Origin of the sequence: Tyzzerella sp. An114 (assembly GCF_002161055.1) — a bacterium.
In the GTDB taxonomy this organism is placed as follows: domain Bacteria; phylum Bacillota; class Clostridia; order Lachnospirales; family Anaerotignaceae; genus Fimicola; species Fimicola cottocaccae.
This window is the reverse complement of sequence record NZ_NFLT01000001.1, coordinates 256521-280684: the sequence shown is the minus strand read 5'-3', so window position 1 is coordinate 280684 and position 24164 is coordinate 256521. Positions and strand designations below refer to the sequence as shown.

Below are 24164 nucleotides of genomic sequence, written 5' to 3'. Positions count from 1 at the left end.
AATTATTTTTCATATGTTAATAATCAGTAATATAAAATCAAAAAAATACGTATCTATATTTATAAAAGATACAAAGGAGGTATAATAAATGCCTACAATAAATATGCTTTCATCAGCAGACTCCGTCAAGGGACAAGGTGTAGGTTCTGCATATCTTGAACAGGTAAGTCTTGTCAGTGAAGGTCTTAAGGATAAGTATGAAGTCCTTATAAATTCAAAAAAGAAATGTGATATACAACATTTTCATACAATAAACCCCGAATATTTTATACCTGTTATACTTGATAAAAAAAATTCTGCCAATGTTGGATATGTCCATTTTTTACCTGAAACGGTTGAAGATAGTCTTGATATACCAAAGACTATAAAACAGCTTTTTTATAAATATATGATAGAATTTTATGAAAGTATGGATTATCTTGTAACAGTAAACCCTTATTTCATAGGTGAGCTTGAAAAATATGGTATACCTAGAAGCAAAGTAACATATATACCTAATTATGTTTCAGATGACTTTTTTTATCCCTATGATAAAATTAAAAAAGATAGTATAAGAGAAAAATGGAATATAGATAAAAATGCTTTTGTTGTTTTAGGTGTTGGACAGGTACAAACTAGAAAAGGTATATTTGACTTTGTAGAATGTGCTAAAAAGTTTACTGATGCGGTTTTTGTTTGGGCTGGAGGTTTCTCTTTTGGACCTATGACAGATGGATATAAGGAACTTAAAGAGCTTATGGAAAATCCCCCTGAAAATGTTATATTTACAGGTATAGTTGACAGAAATGAAATGAACAGTATTTATAATTTAGCTGATGTTATGTTTCTTCCTTCATACAGTGAGCTTTTCCCTATGACTATACTTGAATCAATGTGTGTTAAAATTCCTATACTTTTGAGAGATTTAGACATATATAATGACATACTTTTCGACTATTATTTAAAGGGAAATTCTGTTGATGAGTTTTTGGAACTACTTGAAAAGTTAAAAAATGATAAAGATTTTTATGATGAATGGAGCAAAAACTCTGACAGAGGACATAAATTTTATTCAAGAGAAAATGTACTGAAAATGTGGGAAGATTTTTATGATAGAGTTTATAGAGAGACTAAAGATTTTAAGGGTAAGAAAAAATTAAAAGTTAAAGTTAAAAAGAAAAAGAGAAAACTCTATAAAAAACTTAAATTTAAAAAGAAAGACAAAAAGAAAAATAAAAAAATGGAAGAATGGCTGAAACTTAAAGAAAAAATAATGAATGAGGTTGAAAAACAGATTGATAATTTTGAAAAGCAGTCAAATGATGAGGATAGCCTTTATATGAGTTTCTTGCAATTTTTCAAGAAAAATAAATGAAGTAAGGTATGACGAGAGTCATACCTTATTTTGTTTTAATAAAGTGCTGTAAATTTTTATAATATTGTTTTCTAATTTATACAATATTTTTTTAAATTAAATGTTCTATGTTTATATTTTTTGTGGTATAATACTGTTTGTCTCACAAATACAAATGTATTTATTAGAGGGAGAATGAAAAAGGCTGGTGTTTATAAATGGATTGTATAAAAGTTGCTATACTTGGGATTGGTACTGTTGGAAGCGGTACTTATAAAATAATTGAAAGTCAAAAAGATGAATTTCCATATAAAACAGGTTCACAGTTGGAAGTTTCAAAAATTCTTGTTAGAAATAAGAATAAGAAAAGAGAAGGCGTTGATGAGTCTTTAATTACAGATGATTGGTCAGAAATCATAAACGATGACAGTATTAGTATTATAATTGAAGTTATGGGAGGAATTGAACCTGCTAGAACATATATAACAGAAGCTTTGAAAAAAGGAAAATCTGTTGTAACTGCAAATAAAGACCTTATTGCTTCCTATGGTCATGAACTTCTTGACCTTGCTAAGGAAAATAAATGCGATATTCTATTTGAAGCTGCTGTTGCTGGTGGTATACCTATAATACGACCTTTAAAACAGTGTCTTGCGGCTAATAGAATTGAAGAAGTTATGGGTATTGTGAACGGTACTACAAACTTTATATTGAGTAAAATGACTGATGAGGGAATGGAGTTTGCTGATGCCCTTAAATTAGCTCAGGATTTAGGCTATGCTGAGGCTGACCCAACTGCTGATATTGAAGGATATGACGCTGCAAGAAAAGTTGCCATAATGGCTTCTATCGCCTTTAATTCAAGGGTTACTTTTGACGATGTATATACAGAAGGTATATCAAAAATTTCTGCTAAAGATATTAAATATGCTAAAGAACTTGATTGTGATATAAAACTTCTCGGTGTTGCTGCCAATACAGAGGGGGGAATTGAAGTTAGAGTTCACCCTATGCTTATACCTAGTGACCACCCTCTTGCAGGGGTTAAAGACTCCTTTAATGCTGTTTTTGTTAAGGGTGACGCTGTTGGTGACACAATGTTTTATGGAAAAGGAGCTGGAGAGCTTCCAACTGCCAGTGCTATAATGGGAGATGTTTTGGACGTTGCAAGAAACATAAACTTTAATTGTTGTGGCAGAATAGGTTGCACTTGTTATAAAGAGCTTTCTATTAAAAATATGGATGATATATATTCAAAATATTTTATAAGAATGCAGCTTCTTGACAAACCAGGAACTCTTGCCAGTGTACTTAGTATACTTGGAAATAATGGTGTAAGTATTTATCAGATGATGCAGAAAAAGAAAAGAGATAATAATTTTGCTGAAATAGTTATAATTACAGATTCTGTAAAAGAGAAAAACCTTAAAGACTCAATAACAATACTTGAGGGACTTTCTATTGTAAATAAGGTTTCAAGTATTATAAGAGTTTATTAATATTAAAGCTCCTTTATTAAAAATAAAGGAGCTTTTTTTTAATGCCAAAAAGTTCTAAATAACCATTTTCTAATTGGTACAGCAAATATTGCAAAAACAAAACCAGTTGACAAAGCACCTTGTATACCTGTTGTAAAAAGACCTATCAAAGCTCCTATTATGAAACCGATAAACATTGCTCTTATTATCATAGTTCTACCCCCTTAAAATATGACAAAACTTGTAAATATTTTTTATTATAATATCATGCATTAAATGGAAAGTCAATACAAAAATAGCACTTATAAGTTCTATATTGAAGTTATAAGTTTCTGTTTGCAAATATGTCTATATGCTAATTTGAAACAGGAGGTGCAAAAATGGCTATTGATTATAAAGTTATAGGAAATAGAATTAAAAGTAACAGAAAATGTGCAAATTTAACTCAGGAAGAATTAGCAGAAAAATTAGGTATATCTATAAGTTATGAAAGTAGAATGGAAAGAGGAGCTACAAAGATAAGTCTTGAAATGTTAGGAAGAATATCTGATGTTTTAAACATACCAATATCATTACTTTTGACAGGAACAGTTGATAGTATGGATAATTTTTTAGGAAATGAACTTAGTGATATAGTTAAAGAGTTTAATTCAAATGATAAAAAATTATTGCTTGATGTTGCAAAAGCTATATTAAAAAATAAACAGTAAAAAAATACCTCCTATAATAAGGAGGTATTTTTTAATTTGTCTTAACAAGCTCTATTGCTTCTTTTCCAGTCATGTGGTCAATTGTAATTTCTATACATGATAAAGAATTCCAAAATCTTTTTATTTCTTTTTCTATAAAATCAATATCACTATTGTATTTTAATCCTAATATTTTTGCAGCTTCAAATATATCTTTTTCATCTTCTAATATTTTGGCTTTTCCAAATACAATTACACTTCTAAAATATGTTGTCAATTTTTCAGGAACAACATCATCTTTATCAATTACACAGAATGAAACTTTATCACAATTTTTTATAGCGTCTATTTTATGACCTTCTTTTGCAGAGTGGATATATATTTTATTGTTTTTATAAACATAATTTAAAGGTATTGTGTAGGGATAACCATTTTCGTCCAATACACCTAATATTCCTGTTTTACATTTCTCTAATATTTCTATTGTGTTATTGTCACTTAATTGTTGTTTTATTCTTCTCATTTTTTTGAACATTTTAAAATCACTCCTTAAATACAAAAATAAACGGTGGCAAAATACCACCGTTTAATATAGATTTTTTATTCTTCACAAGCTTTAAGAAGAAGTTCCCAACGTCTATCAACTTCGGCCTGGAATTCTTCAATAAGATGTTCATTACCTTTTTTGAAAAGATGTTTAAATCTTCCCTGTGGTCTTAAGAAGTCTTCAATAGGAAGTTTATTTTTTGGTTTGTAGTTAAGTGTCCATTTTCCTTTTTCAACTTCAAATAATGGCCAGTAGCATGTCTCAACAGCAAGTTTACATATGTCAATGATGTCAGGAGTGTTATATCTCCAACCACGTGGACATGGAGCCATGATATTAAGGAATGCAGCACCTGGTGTATAAATAGCTTTTTCAGCTTTTAAGTGAAGGTCTCTGAAATTCTGTACAAATGTTGTCTGTGCAACATAAGGAATGTCATGGTTTGCTATTATTGCAGCAAGGTCTTTTCTGTTCTGAGTTTTACCGTTTGACTCTTTTCCAACAGGTGTTGTTGTTGTATCAGCATACATAGGTGTAGCTGATGAACGCTGTATACCTGTGTTCATGTAAGCACCATTGTCATAACATACATAAACCATGTCATGATTTCTTTCCATAGCACCTGAAAGTGACTGGAAACCGATGTCGTATGTACCACCGTCACCACCAAATGTTATGAATTTGAAATTGTTTTTAACTTTTCCTTTTGCTTTGAGTACGCTGTAAGCAGCCTCAACACCTGAACAAGTAGCTGCTGCATTTTCAAAAGCATTGTGGATATATGAATCTTTCCAAGCTGTATATGGATACATAAATGTAGAAACCTCAAGACAGCCTGTTGCATTTGTTATAACAGCTTTATCTTCATCGTGAAGTGCACGAAGTACATTTCTTACTGCGATAGTACCGCCGCAGCCTGCACACATTCTGTGACCAGGAGCTAAACGTTCTTCTTTGTTCATTACTTCTTTAAAGTTATATGCCATTGTTTTTCACTCCTTAATCTCTTAATGATAAATAGCGATATCTTTCACCTGCATCGCCTGTTTTTTCAATTTCCATAAGTGCCTCATAAACTGATTTAAGGCTTTCAACTGTTACGTCACGTCCACCAAGACCGTATACATAGTTGATTACTTCACAGTCAGCTTTTGCATTGTATAAAGCTGTTCTTATATCGTTACCGATAGGACCGCTCTGTGCGTTAAAGCTTTCTGTTCTATCCATACAAGCAATATATTTAACGTGTTTTATTGCTTCAACAATTTCTTCAGCTGGGAATGGTCTGAAAAGTCTTATTTTGAGAAGACCAACTTTTTTGCCTTCTGCTCTTAATTCGTCAACAGCTTCTTTTCCTGTTCCTGCTGCTGAGCCCATTATAACCATTATGTAATCAGCATCTTCTGTTTTGTATGTTTCAAATAATCCGTATTTTCTTCCGGAAATCTTTTCAAAGTCTTCTGCAACTTCAAGAGCAACTTTTTTTGCATTTTTTAATGCTTCAAGCTGAGCTCTCTTTGTTTCCATGTAGTATGCAGGTATAGCATAAGGACCTACTGCCATTGTTCCATTGTCGTTAAGAAGATAATTTTCTGGACAATATTCTCCAACAAATTCTTTTACTTTGTCATCTTCTATAAGTTCGATATTTTCAACAGCGTGGCTTGTGATGAAACCGTCCTGGCATATCATAATAGGAAGTCTAACGTCTTTGTGTTCTGCTATTCTGTAAGCCTGTACAAAGTTGTCATATGCTTCCTGATTGCTTTCTGAGAAAATCTGTATCCAACCAGCATCTCTTGCACCCATAGCGTCTGAATGGTCACAGTTGATGTTTATTGGGCCTGATAAAGCTCTGTTTACAAGGGCAAGAGCTATTGGAAGTCTGTCTGATGCTGCAACATAAAGTTCTTCCCACATAAGGGCAAGACCACATGATGATGTTGCTGTAAGTGTTCTAGCACCGGCAGCTTCTGCTCCGATAGCAGCACTCATTGCACTGTGTTCACTTTCAACAGGTACGAAAACTGTATCAACCTGTCCATTTGCAACGAAAGCTGAAAAATACTGTGGTATTTCTGTTGATGGTGTGATAGGGAAGGCAGGCATAACGTCAGGATTAATCTGTCTCATCGCTACTGCAACTGCTTCATTTCCTGATAATCTTTCTCTGATAGACATTTTAGTTCTCCTCCTTCTTCATTTCAATTGCTCCGAAAGGACAGACTTTAGCACATATTCCGCAACCTTTACAGTGGTCAAAGTCAAAGTCAAGTCTCTTCATATCTTTTACAGGTATTGAGCTGTCTGGGCATACAGGCACACAGAGGAGACACTGTTTGCATTTTTCAGCTATGAATGTAGGCATATCTACTCTCCACTCACCTGTGTTAAAGTATTGTGATGTTGCACTTTCATATACATTACAGCCTTCATTCATTTCCTGCCAAGTGTTAAATTCGTTTATATCTTTAAATGCTCTTGACATTTATTTCACCTCCTGTAAAGCTAATCTGAGAGCTTTCATGTTTCCTTCGATAACTTCAGGTTTTGAAGCAAATTTATGTTTGAATGAACCTTCCATTTCGTTTAAGAATGTATCTTCGTCCATAATTCCTGTTACTTTTACTATTGAAGCAAGCATAGGAGAGTTAGGGAAATATTTTCCTAAAGCTTCAATGGAAACTTTTCTAGCGTCAATTGTGAAAACTTTTCCTTCATAGCCTTTAAGTTTTTTAATTATTTCCTCTTTAGGCTGTGCTGTGTTAATTACAATTGCACCTTCTTTTTTGAGTCCTTTTGTTACGTCTACTGAGTCAAGAAGTGTCTCGTCAACAACAACAACGTAATCAGGCTCATAAATATTTGAATGAACTCTTATTCTTTCATCACTTATTCTGTTATATGCTGTGATAGGTGCACCCATTCTTTCAGGGCCGTATTCAGGGAACCCTTGAACGAATTTACCTGTGTTGAAAGCAACATCTGCCAAAAGGAGAGATGCTGTTTTGGCACCCTGTCCGCCACGGCCGTGCCATCTGATTTCTACTGCATTAGCCATTGAAATAACCCCCTTAATATATTTTTAAATTATTGTTGTTTATATATATTAGCAAACTTTGTGCCAAAATGAAAGAAATAAATAAATTTTTTGTGTATTTTTAAAGAAACAATGTATTTTAAAGGTAAAATAATTCTCAATTTTAATTAAAAAATAAGTTTAATAAAGTGATTTTATTGTTATTATAACAAAATAGTGTTAGAATAATGTTATAATTATCACATAGAATGTTATAATTGTTGTAATTTTTTATGTTGGGGGAAATATTTATGTTACTTACACCGAAAGGTTTTATTGAAATGAATATGTTTGAGGAGATATTGGATAACTGTAATGATGCTGTTAATGCTGTTGATATAAATGGAAATATAATATTTGCCAATGAAATTTCAGCTCATTATGCCAAGTCTACAAAAGAAGATATGATAGGAAGAAAAATTACAGATTTTTATCCAAGAGCTGTACTTTTAACAGTTCTTGAAAGTCATGAGCCACTTTTGGATAAACGTATACATGACGTTTTTGGAAAAAGATATGTTGTTGACTCTTATCCTATATTCAGAGATGGTGAGTTTTTGGGGGCATATTCTGTTTTTAATGGTCTTGATGAGATTGATGAACTTAACAGAAAAATTAAATATCTTCAAATGCAAGTAAAACTTATAAAGCCTGAAGAAAATATAAGTGGTGTTGTTGATATGGGAAGTATAAAAAATGTTTTTAAACAGGCAAAGAAAATAGTTGGTTCTTTAGGTGGTCCAAGACATTCTATAATTACTGGTGAGTCGGGAACAGGAAAAACAATGCTTGCAACACTTATATATAACTATGCAAAGAGAATTGGAGTTATAGGTAAAAATGCTCCTTTTATAGAGGTAAACTGTGCCCAGTTCGTAAATCCGGATATTGCTGCTATGGAGATTTTCGGCAGTGTTGAAGGTGCTTTTACAGGTTCAAAAAAGAAATCGGGACTTTTTGAACAGGCAAATGGTGGAATATTATTTCTTGATGAAGCACATACAATAGAAAACTATCAAAATTTACTTTTAAAAGCTATTGAGTCGGGAAAAGTTAGAAGAATAGGAGATACAAAAGAAATAAGCAGTAATGTTATAATAATAGCTGCATCAACAAGAAATCTTGATGAAGTTTTTCTTCCAGAATTGTATCAGAGACTTGCCCAGTATGAAATGCATTTGCCTTCCCTTAATGAGAGACCAAAAGAAGAAAAAGAAATGCTTTTTTCTCATTTTGTGAAAAAATATGAGCAGGCTGTTTGGGAGTCCCATAAAGTTGTATACCATGTTAAATTTACAGATGAGGCAAAGGAGGCTTTACTTTCAGCAGTTTATCCAAGAAATATACGTCAATTTAGAGATGTTATAAATTTCAGTATAGATGCGGCAGCCCCTTTGATTGAGGATATAGGTTTCCAAAGTGAGATAACAACTATTGTAGGTATGGAACATATACCTTTTAATTCATTGGGTGGAGATACTGTAAAAAATAATAAAAATAAAAAAGAAACAAAAAATATAAACATTGATGAGTACATAGAAGAATTGAGAAAACAGGGATTAGGTGCAAGAAAAATATCAGGAATGTTAGAAAAAGAGGGCATAAATATGCCTTATTACAAAATTTCATACATATTAAAAAAGAAAGGTTTAAATTAAAAAAGGTGTCTTATGACACCTTTTTAATTATAATTTTGACATTATTCTCAATATGAGCGGTCTATATACTGAAACAGCTTCCTTTGGACAAAGTTCTTGACAACAATAACATCTTATACATTTTGATGTATGTACAAAAGGTTTGTGATTTTTCATTTCTATTGTTTTTGCAGGGCAGTTTCTGGCACAGTCTCCACAGCCTATACATTTTTTATAGTCAAAATCAGGTCTTGGCTGTATGTGTCTATCCACAAAGCCTTCCAAAAATTTTGGTGGTTTACCACCTAAGAAATGCATACTTTTTGTTTTTGGAACATCATAATCTGTAATTATAAAATCTTTGTAATTATCTCCTATCATTTCTATTTCTTCTATATTATTAGGACATAATCCTCTATCTATTGAATTTTTTAATACAGGTATTGTTTCAGCTTCAGTATTTATAATTTTTGCAGCTACAAAATCAACATGGAAAGGATTTTCAGAGGCAATAATAGCACCGATTTTTCTTGGTTTTCCTGCTGTTGGACCTTCTCCCTCCATTCCAACAATGGCATCCATAAATGATAATACAGGATTTGCATTTAAACATATATCTATTAAACAGTCGGCGAAATTATTTACATCAGGACAGTTAAAATGATATTCTGCTTTAGTTGTTCCTGGTATTGTTCCAAACATATTTTTTACAGCACCTGTCATTTTTGTCATACAGTGAGTTTTTAAACGACAGACGGATATTATTTTGTCACAGTTTTTAATATATGCTCCTGCTGTTATTTTTTTCAAAACTTTACCATCAGGAAATTCACATACTATATGTTCTGTATTGAAATTAAGCTCTGCATTTCCCATTTTTGCTGCTTTATCCATTTCACATACATTGTATATTGATTTTAATAACATTGGAGAGAAAGGTCCTCCCGGACTGTCTCCTATTATAACTTTTGCTCCGTATTCTGAAAGTATTGAAGCTAAAGCTCCTGTAAATTCAGGATTACTTGTTGCTGCCATTTCAGGAGGCTTTTTCATTACAAGATTTACTTTTAAAAGAACTGTTTCACCTTTATTTATATATCTTTCAATTCCTCCTAAATTTTCGAAGGATTTTTTTATAGTGTCTTTTAATAACTCAAAATCATAGTTATCACATTTTAAAATTGAAACCAATATATTCATCTCCTTTTTAGAGATTATACTTTTTAAAATATTTTTATGCAATAAAAAATATATTTTTAAATTTCAAAATTACAATTGTAAACTTTGATTGTGAAAAGTCGTACATAAAAGTATAAATTTATATTTTAAGAATTCTGAAAAGTTTTTGAAAAACATTATAAATTATTATGTATTTTAATTTTTATTGATGATAGATTTTTTTGAAAGGGGATTTGTATATGAAGAAAATGACAGCTTTTTGTTTGAGTGTTATATTAAGTTTTAGTGCTATTTATGGAAATAAGGTTTTTGGTGCAGAAAAATTTTCTGATATAAATTCTAATTATTTGACATATGAGAGTATAAATAAGTGATGTAAATACATAAATCCATATAAAATAGTAGTTTTAAATCTGAAAAATCCTCTTTTGTTTTGTATATAAAAGGGGATTTTGTATATTAATGACAAAATTATAGAAATAAAATTATAAACATTGGACAAAAGTTTAGAATATTATATAAATATGGAAATTATATATTTTTTTAGTATTATTTTTTTATATTGTGTGAAATGATTACACCATTATAAATATCATTTTTTTAGAATGTTTTGTTATTTACATTATTTGTGATATAAATTTTTTTCTTTACCACTTTATTCTTTAATGGTATAATTCAAAAGTATAAAAATCCATAATAATGGTTTTTTATAAATTTATAAATCCTTCTGCACAGAGAATATTTAATAGGGAGGTTAGTTTTAATAAATAAATTGTATTTTTAAGCGCCAGAGCCATAGTGCAGATATTGGCTGACGAGGTGGAAGTTATCGAAGTTTTCGGCGGATGCTTCCCGCCCATTAGCACAGGGACGCAGGTCTTTAACAAAGAGTTTGAGAAATCGGGCTTACAAAATAAAGATAACGTGCTAATAAAATATTTGGAGGTAAAATTAAATATGTGTGGAATAGTTGGATATATCGGAGGAAATGAGGCAGCACCTATACTTATAAAAGGACTTAAGAAACTTGAGTATAGAGGATACGATTCTGCAGGTATCGCTGTTTATGGTGATAGTATCAACGTTGTTAAAACAAAAGGTAGACTTGCTGACCTTGATGAAAAGGTTCAGAGTTTAGGCGGCGTTAAAGGTACAATGGGTATAGGTCATACAAGATGGGCAACTCATGGTGCACCAAGTGATGTAAACTCTCACCCTCATACAAGTATGAACGGAAGAATTACAGTTGTTCATAACGGTATTATTGAAAACTATATTCAGCTCAAGGCTGAACTGGAGAAAAACGGATATGTTTTTGCTTCAGAAACTGATACAGAAGTAGTAGCACAGCTTTTTGACTACTATTATAACGGTGATATGGTTGATACTCTTATAAAGGTTATAGAGAGAATAAGAGGTTCATATGCTTTAGCTGTTATGTGTACAGAAAAAACAGATGAGATTGTTGCTGTCAGAAAAGACAGTCCTATGCTTATAGGTTTAGGTGAAGGAGAAAATTATATTGCTTCTGATATTCCTGCAGTACTTGAGTATACAAAAAATTATTATCTTTTAAATGATAATGAAATCGTTGTTCTTAAAAAGGATAGTGTAAAAATCCTTGATATGAATAAAAATGAGATTAAAAAAGATGTTTATAATGTAACTTGGGATATTTCTGCAGCTGAAAAAGGCGGTTATGATTATTTCATGCTTAAAGAGATAATGGAACAGCCAAAGGCTATAAAAGATACAATACACCCAAGAATTGCTGATGGAACAATAAAACTTGATGATGTAAAATATACTGATGAAGATATAAAAAATATAAACAGAATTCACATTATTGCTTGTGGTAGTGCTTACCATGCAGGAATTGTAGGAAAGTATGTTATTGAGGACTTTGCAAGAATACCTGTTGAAGTTGACCTTGCTTCTGAGTTTAGATACAGAAATCCTATTTTAAATAAAAATGATGTTTGTATAATAATAAGCCAGTCTGGAGAGACTGCCGACACTCTTGCAGCTTTAAGAGAGGCTAAGAGACAGGGAATAAGAATACTTTCAATAGTAAATGTTGTTGGAAGTTCTATTGCTCGTGAAAGTGACGATGTTCTTTATACATGGGCTGGTCCTGAAATTGCAGTTGCCACAACAAAGGGATATTCAACACAGGTTGCTCTTATGTATCTTATAGGTCTTAAATTTGGTCAGGTTAGAGGATATATTTCTGATGAAAGAGTTTCAGAGCTTATTGGTGAGCTTGACAAACTTCCAGAATATATAGAAAAACTTATTGACCTTGAAAAAGATATAAAGGTTATGGCAAAAGAACATCATAATTCAAATGATGTATTTATAATTGGTCGAGGAATTGACTATGCTGCTTCCCTTGAAGGTTCTCTTAAATTAAAAGAAATTTCATATATTCACAGTGAAGCATATGCAGCAGGTGAACTTAAACATGGTACAATTTCACTTATAGAGGATGGAACTTTAGTTGTTGCTGTTGCTACACAGGATAATTTATATGAAAAACTTGTAAGTAATGTTAAGGAAGTAAAAGCAAGAGGTGCTTATGTTATCGCTATTGCTAAGGAAGGCAACACAGAAATTGGAGAAGTTGCTGACAAGGTAATATATATACCTCATGTTGATGATAAATTTACAGCTTCTCTTAATGCTATACCAATGCAGCTTTTTGCATATTATGTTGCAATTGAAAGAGGCTGTGATGTTGATAAACCAAGAAACCTTGCAAAATCAGTTACAGTTGAATAATTTATGATTTTAAAACGCTGTCTTTTGACAGCGTTTTTTTATAGTTTTTTTCTTCAATTTTGTCACTATCTAATTTATGACAATTTTATAATTTATATTTTTATATTCTAAAAATTTGTCACTTACTATATAATATAAATGTAAATGTTTAAAAATGGGTTTATACAGTATATTTTTATACTGGAAAAAACATACAAATGCAAATCTATATGCAAAATGTATATAAAATATATAGTTTATTTTGTATATTTTAACATATTGTCTTATGAAAGGTTTTTTGTGAGAAATGCCATCTCAAAAAATGTCACTATCTGTTAGAGACAAAAGTGACACATCATATAGTTGTAACTGCTGAAAATACATAATATAATTAACTCATCGAAAGGTTGGTTTTTAAAAATGTCACTAGTGAAAAAACGTGAGAACAAAAAATCCGGATTAACCTCACGACAAAAAGCAATCATTGAGATTTTAACAAAATTTACTGCGGCTAATCCTGTAACAGTATCTGCTATTTCAGAAAAACTTAAATTAAGCTCAAGAACAATTTTAAGGGAAATGCCTAAAATAGAAAAATGGCTTTCTGATAATGAATTCAAATTTATAAGAAAGCCGGGAGTTGGTCTTGTACTTGATGAGAGTCTTGAAAATCAGAAACTTATACTTGAACTTCTTGAAATTGAAAATATAGAAAATGATTATTCTAAAGATGACAGAAGAAAACTTATACTTGTTGAACTTCTTTCAGCCAAAGAACCTTTAAAATCATTCTATTTTACATCAAAATTTAAAATTTCCGAGGGTACACTTAGTAATGACTTAGACTTTTTAAGCGAATGGCTTGGAAATTATGGTGTAAGTATAATAAGAAAACCTGGTCTTGGTGTTTATATTGATGGAAGTGAGAGTAGTTATAGACAGGCAATAGTCAATGCAGTTTATGAGTTTATGAGTGAGGAAGACATTCTTGCTCTTTTAAATGGTAAAAAAGATACATTTGAGAACTCAACAATAGCTCTTAAATCACAAAGTAGGCTTTTTAACTTTATTGATGATTATACAATGAAAATTGTTGAAGAAATACTCATCAATACAGAGCAAAAAATGCATATTAAATATACCGACAGTGCATATATGGGACTTATAGTTCATATATCTTTGGCGGTAAAGAGAATACAAAATTTTGAAAAAATTGAAATGGAAAAGGAAAAACTTTCAAAGCTTGAAATGATGCCTGAATTTTCTGTTGCAGAAGAAATAGGCAGAGCTCTTGAAAGTAGTTTGGAAATATCAGTTCCAAAGGATGAAATTGGTTTTATAACAATGCATCTTGTAAGTGCTAAGATATGGATTACAGAGAAAAAGGGCAGATTTGATTCGGACAATATAAATATAAGACAGCTTGTTCTCACTCTGATAATGCTTGTTGAAAAAGAGCTTGACATATATCTTAGAGATAATGAAATGCTTGTTGAAGACCTTTGTAATCATATTGCACCTGTTTTAAGCAGGCTTTCAATGAATGTTAAAATAAAAAATTCACAGTTAAAAACTATAAAAGAAAATTATGGTGACATTTATAGAGCGACGGAAAAGGGTTGTGAAATTTTAAAAGATGCGGCTGGAGTAAAAAAAGTGCCAGAAACAGAGATTGCATTTATAGCAATGCATTTTTGTGCGGCAGTTGAAAAAATTCATTCAGCGGAAAATCAAATTTCTGTTGTTGTGGTTTGTCCTACCGGTCTTGGAACTTCAAGAATGCTTGCGGTAAACATCACAAAATATTTTCATAATATCGAGATAAAAGATATTGTATCTGCTATTAATATTGATGTTGACAGATTATCAAGAGAGGGTATTGACCTTATTGTTTCAACAGTTCATCTTGATGTGGATTTTCCAAGTGTCTGTGTCAATCCTATACTTCTTGAACAAGATAAAATACTTATTAAAAATGCCATAGGAAGTATAAGCAAAAATAAAACAGCAAAAAAAGGACCTGAAGGCAAGAAGAACATTGATAAAAATGAAATTATTTATATTAGTAAACTCGGCAGTGAAATTTTAAATCTTCTTACAACAATAAAGCTATTAAATATTCACTCTGTAAGTGACAGAGATGAGCTTATTGATAAGGCCTCCGGACTTTTTGCCCGTAACTTTGAAGCTAAAAGACTTATAGCCGAAAGTCTTGAAAAAAGAGAGCGTGTCGCTGGAACATATATAAGCGACTTTAAAATGATGCTTCTCCATTGTAAAACAAAAGGTACGGACCAGTGTTGTTTTGGATATGTAAGACTTGAAAATCCTATGGAATTTAAAGAGGGTATTGTATTGGGAGCAATAGTAATGCTTGTTCCTGAAGAAAATAATAGGGTACATATGGATATTATGAGTGAAGTGAGCGGTGCACTTATAGAAAATGAAGCCTTTTTCCTTGCTGTCAGGGATAAGGGTGAAGACCAGATTTCAACAGAGCTTGAAAAAAGTCTTCTTAAATTTTACAGGAAAACAATATTAAAAAGAATGGAGTGTTAGTTTATGAAAAATAAGCTTCAGAGATTTGGTAAGTTCTTAAGCTCAATGGTTATGCCAAATATCGGTGCATTTATTGCTTGGGGTTTTATTACAGCTTTATTCATTGAAGAAGGTTGGTTCCCTAATGAGAGACTTGCTAGTATACAGCCACCTATGCTTACATATCTTCTTCCAATTCTTATTGCATATCAAGGCGGTAAGATGATGGGCGGAGACCGTGGCGGTGTTATAGGTGCCATAGCAACCGTTGGTGTTATATGTGGTGCTGAACAGACAATGCTTATCGGTGGTATGTTAATGGGACCTATCGCTGGTTTCTGTCTCAAAAAATTTGATAATGCAGTTGAAGGAAAAATACCAGCTGGATTTGAGATGCTTGTAAACAACTTCTCAGTAGGTATTTTAGGTATGATACTTGCAATAATAGGATACTATGTAATAGGACCTGTTATGACTGCAATACTTGCATTCCTTACAGCAGGCGTTGATGTACTTGTAAATAACAATCTTCTTCCTTTTACAGCTATATTTGTAGAGCCTGCAAAAGTACTTTTCTTAAACAACGCTATAAACCATGGTATATTTACACCAATTGGTATAGAACAGGCAGCAGAAGCTGGAAAATCAATTATGTATATGCTTGAAGCGAACCCTGGTCCTGGTCTTGGTGTTCTCCTTGCATACTGGGCATTTTCTAAAGATAAAACAACAAAAAGTTCTGCTCCTGGTGCAGTAATCATCCACTTCTTTGGTGGTATTCATGAAATTTACTTCCCATACATACTTATGAACCCTGTAATTATTATAGCTCCTATCGTTGCTTCAATAGTAACTATATTCTTCTATTCAATTACAGGTGCTGGACTTGTAAGCCCTGCTTCTCCAGGTTCAATTATAGCTTTCCTTGCTGTTGCACCAAAAGGTGAAACACTTATAGTTCTTGCTGGTGTATTAATAGCAACTGTTATATCATTCCTTGTAGCTTCTCCAATCGTTAAAATGACAGGAGACAAAAATCTTAACGAAGCAACAGAAAAAATGAAAGACATGAAAGCTGAAGCAAAAGGTATTGCTAGAACAACTGGCGAAATCAAAAAAATAGTATTTGCTTGTGATGCTGGTATGGGTTCAAGTGCTATGGGTGCTACAAAATTTAGAAACAGAATAGCTCCTTTAAACCTTGGAATTACAGTTATAAACACATCAGTTGATAATGTTCCTGGTGATACAGATATAGTTGTTTGTCAGACAGTTCTTCAGGATAGAGCTAAAAAGAGTGCTCCACAGGCACAGCTTGTTACAATAGGAAACTTCCTTGCTGATGCAAACCTTGACGCTCTCTATGCATCTCTTGAAGCTAAAGCTAAAGGTGGAAACAGTGGTAATTCAAGTACAAAAAAGTCTGAAGCACCTTCTGGAAAATCAAATGACGGAATAATGGTAGCAGAAGGTATTAAAACAGGTCTTAAATCAGTTTCAAAAGAAGAAGCGATTGAAGCTGCTGGAAAACTTCTCAACAAACTTGGATATGTAAATGAAAGCTATATCCCAGCTATGCTTGAGAGAGAAAGAACTGTTTCAACATATATGGGACTTGGTGTTGCTATACCTCATGGTACATCAAGTGCTAAAAATGAAGTTAAGAAAACAGGTATCGTTCTTCTTCAGTACCCTGAAGGTGTAGATTTTGGCGAAGAAAAAGCATATCTTGTATTTGGTATTGCTGGTATTGGTGATGAACATCTTGACCTTCTTGCAAAAATCGGTACTGTTATCGAAGATGAAGCTAATCTTGCAAAACTTAAAAATGCAAAAACAGCAGAAGAAGTTCTTGCAATGTTTAAATAATTTTGTGTAAATTAATAATAAAATAAAAAGCATATTGCTTACGGGCGATTGCAAAAAAAGAGCGTGCCCTAAATTATAGGTACGCTCTTTTTTAAAAATTGATAGTTTTTAAGAGGAGGAATTTAAAATGAAAAAAGCTATACAGTTTGGTGCAGGAAACATAGGTAGAGGATTTATAGGTGCATTACTTGAACAAGCTGGTTATCATGTTGTTTTTGCTGATGTAAATGATGCCGTTATAGACAAAATCAATGCAGATAAATGTTATACAGTTCATGTTATGGACGTTGAATGTAGTGAACAGAAAATAACAAATATTAGTGGTGTAAACTCAACAAAACCTGAAATGATTGATGAGATGAAAGACGCTGAAATAATTACAACAGCAGTAGGTCTTGTTATACTTCCAAGAATTGCTCCAACAATAGCAAAAGGAATTACTCTTCGTATGGAAAGTGGAGTTAATGAATATCTCAACATAATAGCTTGTGAAAACGCTATTAAAGCAAGCTCACAGCTTAAAGACGCAGTTTATGCTTCACTTGATGAAAAAGGTAAAGAATATGCTGATAAATATGTTGGTTTCCCAGATTGTTCAGTAGATAGAATTGTTCCTCCTGTAAAAAGTGAAAACTTTATTGATGTAGTTGTTGAAAATTATTATGAATGGAATGTTGAAGAAGCTGCATTCAAAGGCGAAATCCCACAGATAAAAGGTATGAACCTTGCAGGAAATCTTATGGCTTATATTGAAAGAAAACTTTTCACACTCAATACAGGTCATGCTATAACATCATATCTTGGATTTATAAAAGGATATTCAACAGTTGATGAAAGTATAAAAGATGAGAAAATATACAACATAGTAAAATCAGCTATGACTGAAAGCGGTAACGGACTTATCGAAAAATATGGCTTTGACAGAGAGGCCCATTTAAAATATATTGATAAAATTATTGGACGTTTCAAAAATCATTATCTTCAGGATGATGTTGCAAGAGTTGGCAGAGAGCCTTTAAGAAAACTTAGTGCAACAGATAGACTTGTAAAACCTCTTATGACAGCTGCTGGATACGGTTTCCCAGTTGATAATCTTATAATTGGTATAGGAGCTGCTTTAAACTATGATAATGAAGCTGATGCTCAGAGTGTTGAACTTCAGGCTAAAATAAAAGAAAAAGGCTTAAAGGCTGCTTTCTCTGAAATTTCAGGGGTTACAGATGAAAAACTTCTTGAAAATGTTGAAAACGCTTACAGAGAAGTAAAAAATTTAATCTAATATATTTAAAAATATTCAATTTGGGTGTATAATATTTATTATACACCTGAATTTTTTTATTCAGTGTTATATAGGTTGAGGAAATTTTAAGAGAAAGAAGGAGAATTTTTATGGTATCAAAAAAAGTTGTAGTAAATAATAAGACAGGACTTCATGCTCGTCCAGCATCAAGCCTTGTATCTTTTGTGAAGAAATTTAAAGGCTGCACAGTTTCTATCGTTAACGGAGAGAAAAAAGCAAATGCTGCAAGTATAATCAATGTTCTTACACTTGGTGCAAAACAGGGTACAGAACTTGAAGTTATTGTTGAAGGCGAAAACGAAGAAGTAGCTTTAGACGAAATTGTAAAATTCATAGAGACTCTTGAAGAGTAATTCTTTGTGGGGAAAAAGGAAATTATAACATTAGAGAGAGGTATTGTTTATGAAAAAATTTACTGTATCTAAAGCAGCATCAAAAGGTATCGTTATGGGAAAAGCATTTGTTGCTGTTCAGGAGAAACTTGAGGCTGACACTAGAATAATAAAAGATTCAGAAAAAGAAATTGAAATTCTTAAATTCCAGAAAGCTGTAAAAGATGCTGTTGAAGAAATTAAAGTTCTTGCAAAAGACAATGAAATTTTTGCAGCACATCTTGACGTTGCAGAAGACGCAGTTTTATCTGATTCTGTTGAAGGAAAAATCAATGGTGAAAACAAAAATGCACAGCTTGCTCTTGAGGAATCTGTTGCTGAAATCGTAACAATGTTTGAAAGTCTTGATGACGAATATTTAAGAGAAAGAGCTGCTGACATTAAAGACGTTGGTAAGAGAATGATGTGTAAACTTAAAGGAGTAAAGAGCAATCCTTTTGAAGGAATTGACGAAGAAGTTATTGTTATAGCTGAAGACCTTGCTCCTTCTGATACAGCAAATATGGATTTCAAATTTATAAAAGGATTTATAACAGAAGCTGGTGGTGTAACAAGCCACGTTGCAATTATGGCAAGAAGTATGGAAATTCCTGCTTTTGTTGGTGTTGTTGATTTCAGAAAGAATGTCACAAATGAAGATTATATCATTCTTGATGCTCTTGGAAACGAAATTATTGTAAATCCTGATGATGAAACAAAAGAGGAATACACAAAGAAAGCTGAAGAATACAAAGCTATGAAAGCTGAGCTTGAAAGCATGAATGGACTTCCTGCAACAACTCTTGACGGAAGAACAGTAGAGCTTTTTGCTAACGTAGGAAGCCTTACAGATGTTGAAAACGCTGTTACAAGAGGTGCTGAAGGTATCGGTCTTTTCAGAAGTGAATTCCTTTACATGGAAAATACAAAGTTCCCAACAGAACAGGAACAGTTTGATACTTATAAAAAAGCTATCGAAACAATTAAACACCCTATGATTATCAGAACTCTTGATATCGGTGGTGACAAAGAGCTTTCATACTATGAATTTGACAAAGAGGAAAACCCATTCCTTGGTTGGAGAGCTATAAGAATATCTCTTGACCTCAAAGACGTATTTAAAACACAGCTTCGTGCTATATTAAGAGCTAGTGCATATGGTGACATAAGAATTATGTACCCTATGATTATTTCTGTTGAAGAATTTAGAGCTGCTAACGAAATCCTTCAGGAATGTAAAGCAGAGCTTAGAAAAGACAATATACCTTTCAACGACAGTATCCAGACAGGTATTATGATTGAAACTCCAGCAGGTGTTATGTGTGCTGAAGACCTTGCAAAAGAGGTTGACTTCTTCAGTATTGGTACAAACGACCTTACACAGTACATGCTTGCAGTAGACAGAGGAAATCAGAAAATTTCTAAGATGTACAATTCATTCCACCCAGCTGTTCTTCGTGCTATCAATAGAGTTATTGAAGCAGGTCATAAATATGGCAAGATGGTTGGTATGTGCGGTGAGTTCGCTAGTGATGAAAAAGCACTTCCTGTACTTCTCGGTATGGGACTTGATGAGTTCAGTATGGCTGCAACAGAAATTGCATCTTCAAGATATAAAGTAAGAAATCTTAAATATGAAGATTGCAAAGAGCTTGCAAAAAATGTATGCTCAAAGAGCACAATAGCTGAAATCAAAGAACTTCTTGACTAATATCTATTGATATATAAAAGACGTCGAATTTTTCGACGTCTTTTTTTATTATATTATCTATAATTTAACTTGTAGCCTTTAATTTTGTTATAATATTTGATAAAATTTTATAAAAATAGTAAAATATAATAATAAAAATATGCCTGGGGGTGACTATGTGGAAATATACAACTTAAAAGAAATGCTTTTCCCTTATGAGCAGGCTGTAAAAGAGCTTACATTGAAGTTTGAAGGCATACGAAATGAATATAAACTTTTAGGACTTTATTCACCTATTGAATCTGTCACTGGAAGAGTTAAAAAAATGTCAAGCATACTTGAAAAAGCATCAAGAAAGAAAATTCCTCCTGATAAGATTAAAGAAAAAATTGAGGATATTGCAGGTGTAAGAATACTTTGTCAGTTTGTTGAGGATATTCAAAAGGTTATAGACATTATAAGAGAACGAAATGGCAGAGACCTTTTTATAGAGGAGGAAAGAGACTATATAACAAATACAAAACCTAGCGGTTATAGAAGTTATCATATTATTATAAGATATCCTATGAATACTGCTATGGGTTATATGGAAGTTCCTGCTGAGATACAAATAAGAACTCTTTCAATGAATTTCTGGGCTGTTGCGGAACATTCTCTCAAATATAAATATAGTGGAAATATTCCTATGGACTTACAAAAAAGGCTTATAAATTGTGCTGAGGCTGCGTTTAAACTTGATGGGGAAATGGGCACTATAAGAGAAGAGATAATGCACGTTCAGAAACTTAATGAGATAAAAAGCAATCTTGTTAATGAGATAATAGAAAATCTCCATAACTTATACTTTAAAGCAAAACTTGAGGAGATGGACGATATAAACAGAAAGTTTGTTGACATATGGGAAGAAGGAGACATTGATAAACTTAAAGAGTTTAATCAACAACTTAATGTTATGACAGAGGTTTATAAAGTTTAGGAGTGTTTTATGAGTTTATTTGCTTTATCTGATTTACATTTAAGCTTTTTTAAAGAAAAGCCTATGGAAGTTTTTGGAGACAATTGGAAAGACCATTTTTTAAAAATAAAAAATAATTGGAACAGTATTGTATCTGATGATGATACAGTTATTATTGCTGGTGATGTTTCTTGGGCTTTAAATATTGATGAAGCTTATCCTGATTTGGAGTTTATAAGCAATTTAAAAGGTAGAAAAATTATTTTCCCCGGAAATCATGATTATTGGTGGAGTTCAAACTCTAAGGTTAGAAAGGCTTTCCCACAGCTTACATTTGTAAAAAATGACTTTGCTGTATATGAAAATTATGCTCTTTGTGGCTCGAGAGGTTGGCTTTGTCCTAATGATACAAGATTTACAGAAAATGATGATAAACTGTATAAAAGGGAGATAATAAGAGTTCGTTTATCAATAGAAGCAGCATTAAAAGCCGGATATAAAGATAATATAATACTTGTTCTACATTATCCACCCGTAAATGACAAAAAAGAATACTCTGAATTTATTAAAATAATAGAGGAAAACAATATAAAGTATGTTGTTTATGGTCATTTGCATGGAGAGGACTCTTTTAAAAATATTATGAACGGTGTTGAAAATGGCGTTAAATATATGCTTACATCAGCTGATTTTGTTGATTTCTCACCTGTCAAAGTACTTTGAATTAAAAATCGGACGTTTGTCCGATTTTTTTTAACCCCTTAATTTTATAAAATTTTATAAATTTTTGAAGGTATATATTATTTTTGGTCGTATTATAAGTGTAATCAAAATTAATTAAAAAAGCCGGCTTAAAAAAGGGGGGTGAGTACAGGTTGTGAAAGAGAGGGAATTTAGGAATATAGTTGAGAAATATGAGAAATTAATTTTTACAATATGCTTTCAGTTTGTGAAAGATTATCAAGAAGCTCAAAATCTTACACAGGAGACTTTTATTTCTGCCTATACTCATATTGACAGTTGCAATATGGATACAATAAAGCCGTGGCTTTCGAGAATAGCAACAAATAAAGCTAAAGATTATCTTAAAAGTGCTTATAATAGACGTATTATGCTTGGAACTGATGAAAGTGAAGAAAGTTCGGCAGTAAGTCTTTTACCTTTGCCGGAAACTCTTGTAGTTTCAAAGGAAGGTGCTGAAAATATACGGAAATTTATTCTTAATATGAAAGAACCATATTATAAAGTTTCTGTTATGTATTTTATAGAAGAAAAAAGTATTGATGAAATTTCTTCCATACTTAAAAGACCAAAGAAAACAGTTCAAACTCAAATTTTTAGGGCAAAAAATATGCTTAAAGAATACATAGACAAGGAGGAGGGATAGTATGGATTTATTTAATAATGATGGTCATCTTACAGATTATGCTTTTGATTTGATTATAAATGAAAAGGCTGATGAAATGCAGAGGTTTGAAATATCCGAACATCTTTCATTCTGTGATGAATGTCTTCTTGCCTATACTGAAAGGCTTTCAAATGATGTTCTTATAGATATGGAAGAAAGTGTTACAGACAGTGTTATGTCTAGAATAAAAATGAGACTTAGAAGAATATTTGTAAATAAATATGGTACAGTGGCAGTGGCGGCTTGTTTTGCTCTTGTACTTTGGACAACAGGAACATTTTCTTATTTTAATAATAAAGTTGAGAATTTTACTAAAAATGCTGTTGTTGAAAATGCAGATAGATTTTATTATAAAAATACAAGTTTTACAGAAAAAATATCAGATAGCATTAGACGAATATTTACATTTGATAGGATTGGAGATGAATATTAATGGAGAAAAGTAGATTTTTGGTTCTGGTATTTTCGTTTATACCAGGAGCCGGAGAGATGTATCTAAATATGATGAAAAAAGGTGCCACTATAATGGGGCTTTTTTGGGGAATAAGTTTTATTTCAGGGAGTATGGGTATAAATTCAAGTATTTTAATGTTTGCTTTACCTGTAATATGGTTTTATTCATTCTTTGAAACTCATAATATGAAACATTTTACATTAGATTACAGAAAAGAATGTGATGATAGATTTTTCTATAATATGGACAGTATTTTTGAAAATGGAGGATTTTTTTCAAAATTAGATAACAGAAATAGAGTTATCGGTATTGTACTTATTATTTTTGGATTTGTTGCTATATTTAAAACTGTGCAGTATCCTTTTTATAGACTTATGGACAGTATAAATCCGGTTGTTGCTAATTTTATACACAGTGTATTTAATATGGTTCCTGATGTTTTAATATCAATATTTATAATATTCTTGGGATTTAGACTTATTAAAGGTAAAAATTCTTCTGAAGAAAAAGATTATATTGAATATACAGGAAAAGATGACGATTATGAAAAATGAGAGGTGATATAATTATGGCAGGTACAAGGAGAGTAGGCAGTGTTACAATGGGTATATGCCTTATTGTATATGGTATATATATGCTTATAGTTACTCTTTTCCCAAATTCTGATATATGGCATATTATGAAGTTTTCACCTTTGTTTCTTATAATTTTGGGTATAGAGATTTTGTATAACAGTTATTTTCATAAAAATGAAGATATAAAATTTGATTTTTTAAGTATTGTAATGTGTTTTGTAATAATTATGACATCTTTAGGAATGTGGGTTTTTACCTATATAATGCTTAATTTTTCTAAATTTTATAATTTTATATAAAAA

General features: G+C 31.8%; 24 protein-coding genes. 17 read left to right on the top strand and 7 right to left on the bottom strand.

All coding sequences use genetic code 11. The annotated features are described in order from the left end of the window. The first annotated feature begins 88 nt into the window (after positions 1 to 88). Together B5E58_RS01200 and B5E58_RS01195 are read left to right on the top strand one after the other, a co-directional pair. On the top strand, positions 89 to 1354 hold the full coding sequence (locus B5E58_RS01200; protein WP_088107851.1) for a glycosyltransferase family 4 protein: 1266 nt from the start codon (positions 89 to 91) through the stop codon (positions 1352 to 1354). Positions 1355 to 1551: 197 nt separating this feature from the next. Continuing rightward, positions 1552 to 2832 carry a homoserine dehydrogenase gene (locus B5E58_RS01195; protein WP_088107850.1) on the top strand — a complete coding sequence of 427 codons (1281 nt, stop codon included), beginning with the start codon at positions 1552 to 1554 and terminating at the stop codon, positions 2830 to 2832. A gap of 38 nt (positions 2833 to 2870) precedes the next feature. On the opposite strand, the gene B5E58_RS13405 is transcribed toward B5E58_RS01195, so the two are convergent. Continuing rightward, the gene (locus B5E58_RS13405) at positions 2871 to 3023 is read right to left on the bottom strand and encodes a hypothetical protein (RefSeq protein WP_158097631.1); all 153 of its coding nucleotides are present in this window, start codon (positions 3021 to 3023) and stop codon (positions 2871 to 2873) included. 168 nt (positions 3024 to 3191) lie between these two features. Between B5E58_RS13405 and B5E58_RS01190 the strand changes: the two genes are divergently transcribed. Beyond that, positions 3192 to 3521 (top strand): helix-turn-helix domain-containing protein, encoded by a 330-nt coding sequence (locus tag B5E58_RS01190; protein WP_088107849.1) that lies wholly within the window; start codon positions 3192 to 3194, stop codon positions 3519 to 3521. A gap of 31 nt (positions 3522 to 3552) precedes the next feature. Here B5E58_RS01190 and B5E58_RS01185 read toward each other — a convergent pair whose 3' ends face one another. The 5 genes from B5E58_RS01185 to B5E58_RS01165 all read right to left on the bottom strand — a co-directional run bounded on the left by B5E58_RS01185 (position 3553) and on the right by B5E58_RS01165 (position 7108). Continuing rightward, on the bottom strand, positions 3553 to 4035 hold the full coding sequence (locus tag B5E58_RS01185) for a pyridoxamine 5'-phosphate oxidase family protein (protein ID WP_088107848.1): 483 nt from the start codon (positions 4033 to 4035) through the stop codon (positions 3553 to 3555). A gap of 65 nt (positions 4036 to 4100) precedes the next feature. Then, positions 4101 to 5033 (bottom strand): thiamine pyrophosphate-dependent enzyme, encoded by a 933-nt coding sequence (locus tag B5E58_RS01180; RefSeq protein ID WP_088107847.1) that lies wholly within the window; start codon positions 5031 to 5033, stop codon positions 4101 to 4103. Positions 5034 to 5046: 13 nt separating this feature from the next. Beyond that, entirely contained in the window at positions 5047 to 6228 is a 1182-nt protein-coding gene (porA, locus tag B5E58_RS01175; protein WP_088107846.1) for a pyruvate ferredoxin oxidoreductase, read from the bottom strand. A gap of 1 nt (position 6229) precedes the next feature. Then, on the bottom strand, positions 6230 to 6535 hold the full coding sequence (locus B5E58_RS01170; RefSeq protein ID WP_088107845.1) for a 4Fe-4S binding protein: 306 nt from the start codon (positions 6533 to 6535) through the stop codon (positions 6230 to 6232). Next, positions 6536 to 7108, bottom strand: coding sequence for a 2-oxoacid:acceptor oxidoreductase family protein (locus B5E58_RS01165; RefSeq protein ID WP_088107844.1), 573 nt, complete (start codon positions 7106 to 7108; stop codon positions 6536 to 6538). 269 nt (positions 7109 to 7377) lie between these two features. Between B5E58_RS01165 and B5E58_RS01160 the strand changes: the two genes are divergently transcribed. Next, positions 7378 to 8784: a sigma 54-interacting transcriptional regulator gene (locus tag B5E58_RS01160; protein WP_088107843.1), complete on the top strand. Its 1407-nt coding sequence runs from the start codon at positions 7378 to 7380 to the stop codon at positions 8782 to 8784. Positions 8785 to 8811: 27 nt separating this feature from the next. Here B5E58_RS01160 and B5E58_RS01155 read toward each other — a convergent pair whose 3' ends face one another. Further along, complete coding sequence (locus B5E58_RS01155) at positions 8812 to 9954, bottom strand: DUF362 domain-containing protein (RefSeq protein ID WP_330395589.1); 1143 nt, start codon at positions 9952 to 9954, stop codon at positions 8812 to 8814. A gap of 227 nt (positions 9955 to 10181) precedes the next feature. Here B5E58_RS01155 and B5E58_RS13860 point away from each other — a divergent pair, with 227 nt between their 5' ends. The 13 genes from B5E58_RS13860 to B5E58_RS01095 all read left to right on the top strand — a co-directional run bounded on the left by B5E58_RS13860 (position 10182) and on the right by B5E58_RS01095 (position 24161). Then, the gene (locus B5E58_RS13860; RefSeq protein ID WP_275532708.1) at positions 10182 to 10316 is read left to right on the top strand and encodes a hypothetical protein; all 135 of its coding nucleotides are present in this window, start codon (positions 10182 to 10184) and stop codon (positions 10314 to 10316) included. 583 nt (positions 10317 to 10899) lie between these two features. Further along, complete coding sequence (gene glmS, locus B5E58_RS01150) at positions 10900 to 12723, top strand: glutamine--fructose-6-phosphate transaminase (isomerizing) (RefSeq protein WP_088107841.1); 1824 nt, start codon at positions 10900 to 10902, stop codon at positions 12721 to 12723. A 399-nt stretch (positions 12724 to 13122) separates the two neighbouring features. Next, the gene (locus tag B5E58_RS01145) at positions 13123 to 15261 is read left to right on the top strand and encodes a BglG family transcription antiterminator (protein WP_088107840.1); all 2139 of its coding nucleotides are present in this window, start codon (positions 13123 to 13125) and stop codon (positions 15259 to 15261) included. Between the two features lie 3 nt (positions 15262 to 15264). Then, positions 15265 to 17109 carry a PTS mannitol transporter subunit IICBA gene (locus B5E58_RS01140; protein ID WP_088107839.1) on the top strand — a complete coding sequence of 615 codons (1845 nt, stop codon included), beginning with the start codon at positions 15265 to 15267 and terminating at the stop codon, positions 17107 to 17109. 127 nt (positions 17110 to 17236) lie between these two features. Continuing rightward, positions 17237 to 18388, top strand: coding sequence for a mannitol-1-phosphate 5-dehydrogenase (locus B5E58_RS01135; protein WP_088107838.1), 1152 nt, complete (start codon positions 17237 to 17239; stop codon positions 18386 to 18388). 110 nt (positions 18389 to 18498) lie between these two features. Further along, entirely contained in the window at positions 18499 to 18762 is a 264-nt protein-coding gene (locus tag B5E58_RS01130) for an HPr family phosphocarrier protein (RefSeq protein ID WP_088107837.1), read from the top strand. Between the two features lie 49 nt (positions 18763 to 18811). Beyond that, positions 18812 to 20491: a phosphoenolpyruvate--protein phosphotransferase gene (gene ptsP / locus B5E58_RS01125; protein ID WP_088107836.1), complete on the top strand. Its 1680-nt coding sequence runs from the start codon at positions 18812 to 18814 to the stop codon at positions 20489 to 20491. 157 nt (positions 20492 to 20648) lie between these two features. Further along, on the top strand, positions 20649 to 21446 hold the full coding sequence (locus B5E58_RS01120) for a GTP pyrophosphokinase (protein WP_088107835.1): 798 nt from the start codon (positions 20649 to 20651) through the stop codon (positions 21444 to 21446). Between the two features lie 9 nt (positions 21447 to 21455). Beyond that, positions 21456 to 22148, top strand: coding sequence for a metallophosphoesterase (locus tag B5E58_RS01115; RefSeq protein WP_088107834.1), 693 nt, complete (start codon positions 21456 to 21458; stop codon positions 22146 to 22148). A 154-nt stretch (positions 22149 to 22302) separates the two neighbouring features. Beyond that, positions 22303 to 22812: an RNA polymerase sigma factor gene (locus tag B5E58_RS01110; protein ID WP_088107833.1), complete on the top strand. Its 510-nt coding sequence runs from the start codon at positions 22303 to 22305 to the stop codon at positions 22810 to 22812. Between the two features lies 1 nt (position 22813). Further along, positions 22814 to 23266, top strand: coding sequence for a hypothetical protein (locus B5E58_RS01105; protein WP_088107832.1), 453 nt, complete (start codon positions 22814 to 22816; stop codon positions 23264 to 23266). Continuing rightward, a complete protein-coding gene (locus B5E58_RS01100; protein WP_088107831.1) occupies positions 23266 to 23841 on the top strand; it encodes a hypothetical protein in 576 nt (191 codons plus the stop codon). Before B5E58_RS01105 ends, B5E58_RS01100 begins: the two co-directional genes overlap by 1 nt. 14 nt (positions 23842 to 23855) lie before the next feature. Beyond that, the gene (locus B5E58_RS01095; protein WP_143597225.1) at positions 23856 to 24161 is read left to right on the top strand and encodes a LiaI-LiaF-like domain-containing protein; all 306 of its coding nucleotides are present in this window, start codon (positions 23856 to 23858) and stop codon (positions 24159 to 24161) included. The last annotated feature ends 3 nt before the right edge of the window (positions 24162 to 24164 follow it).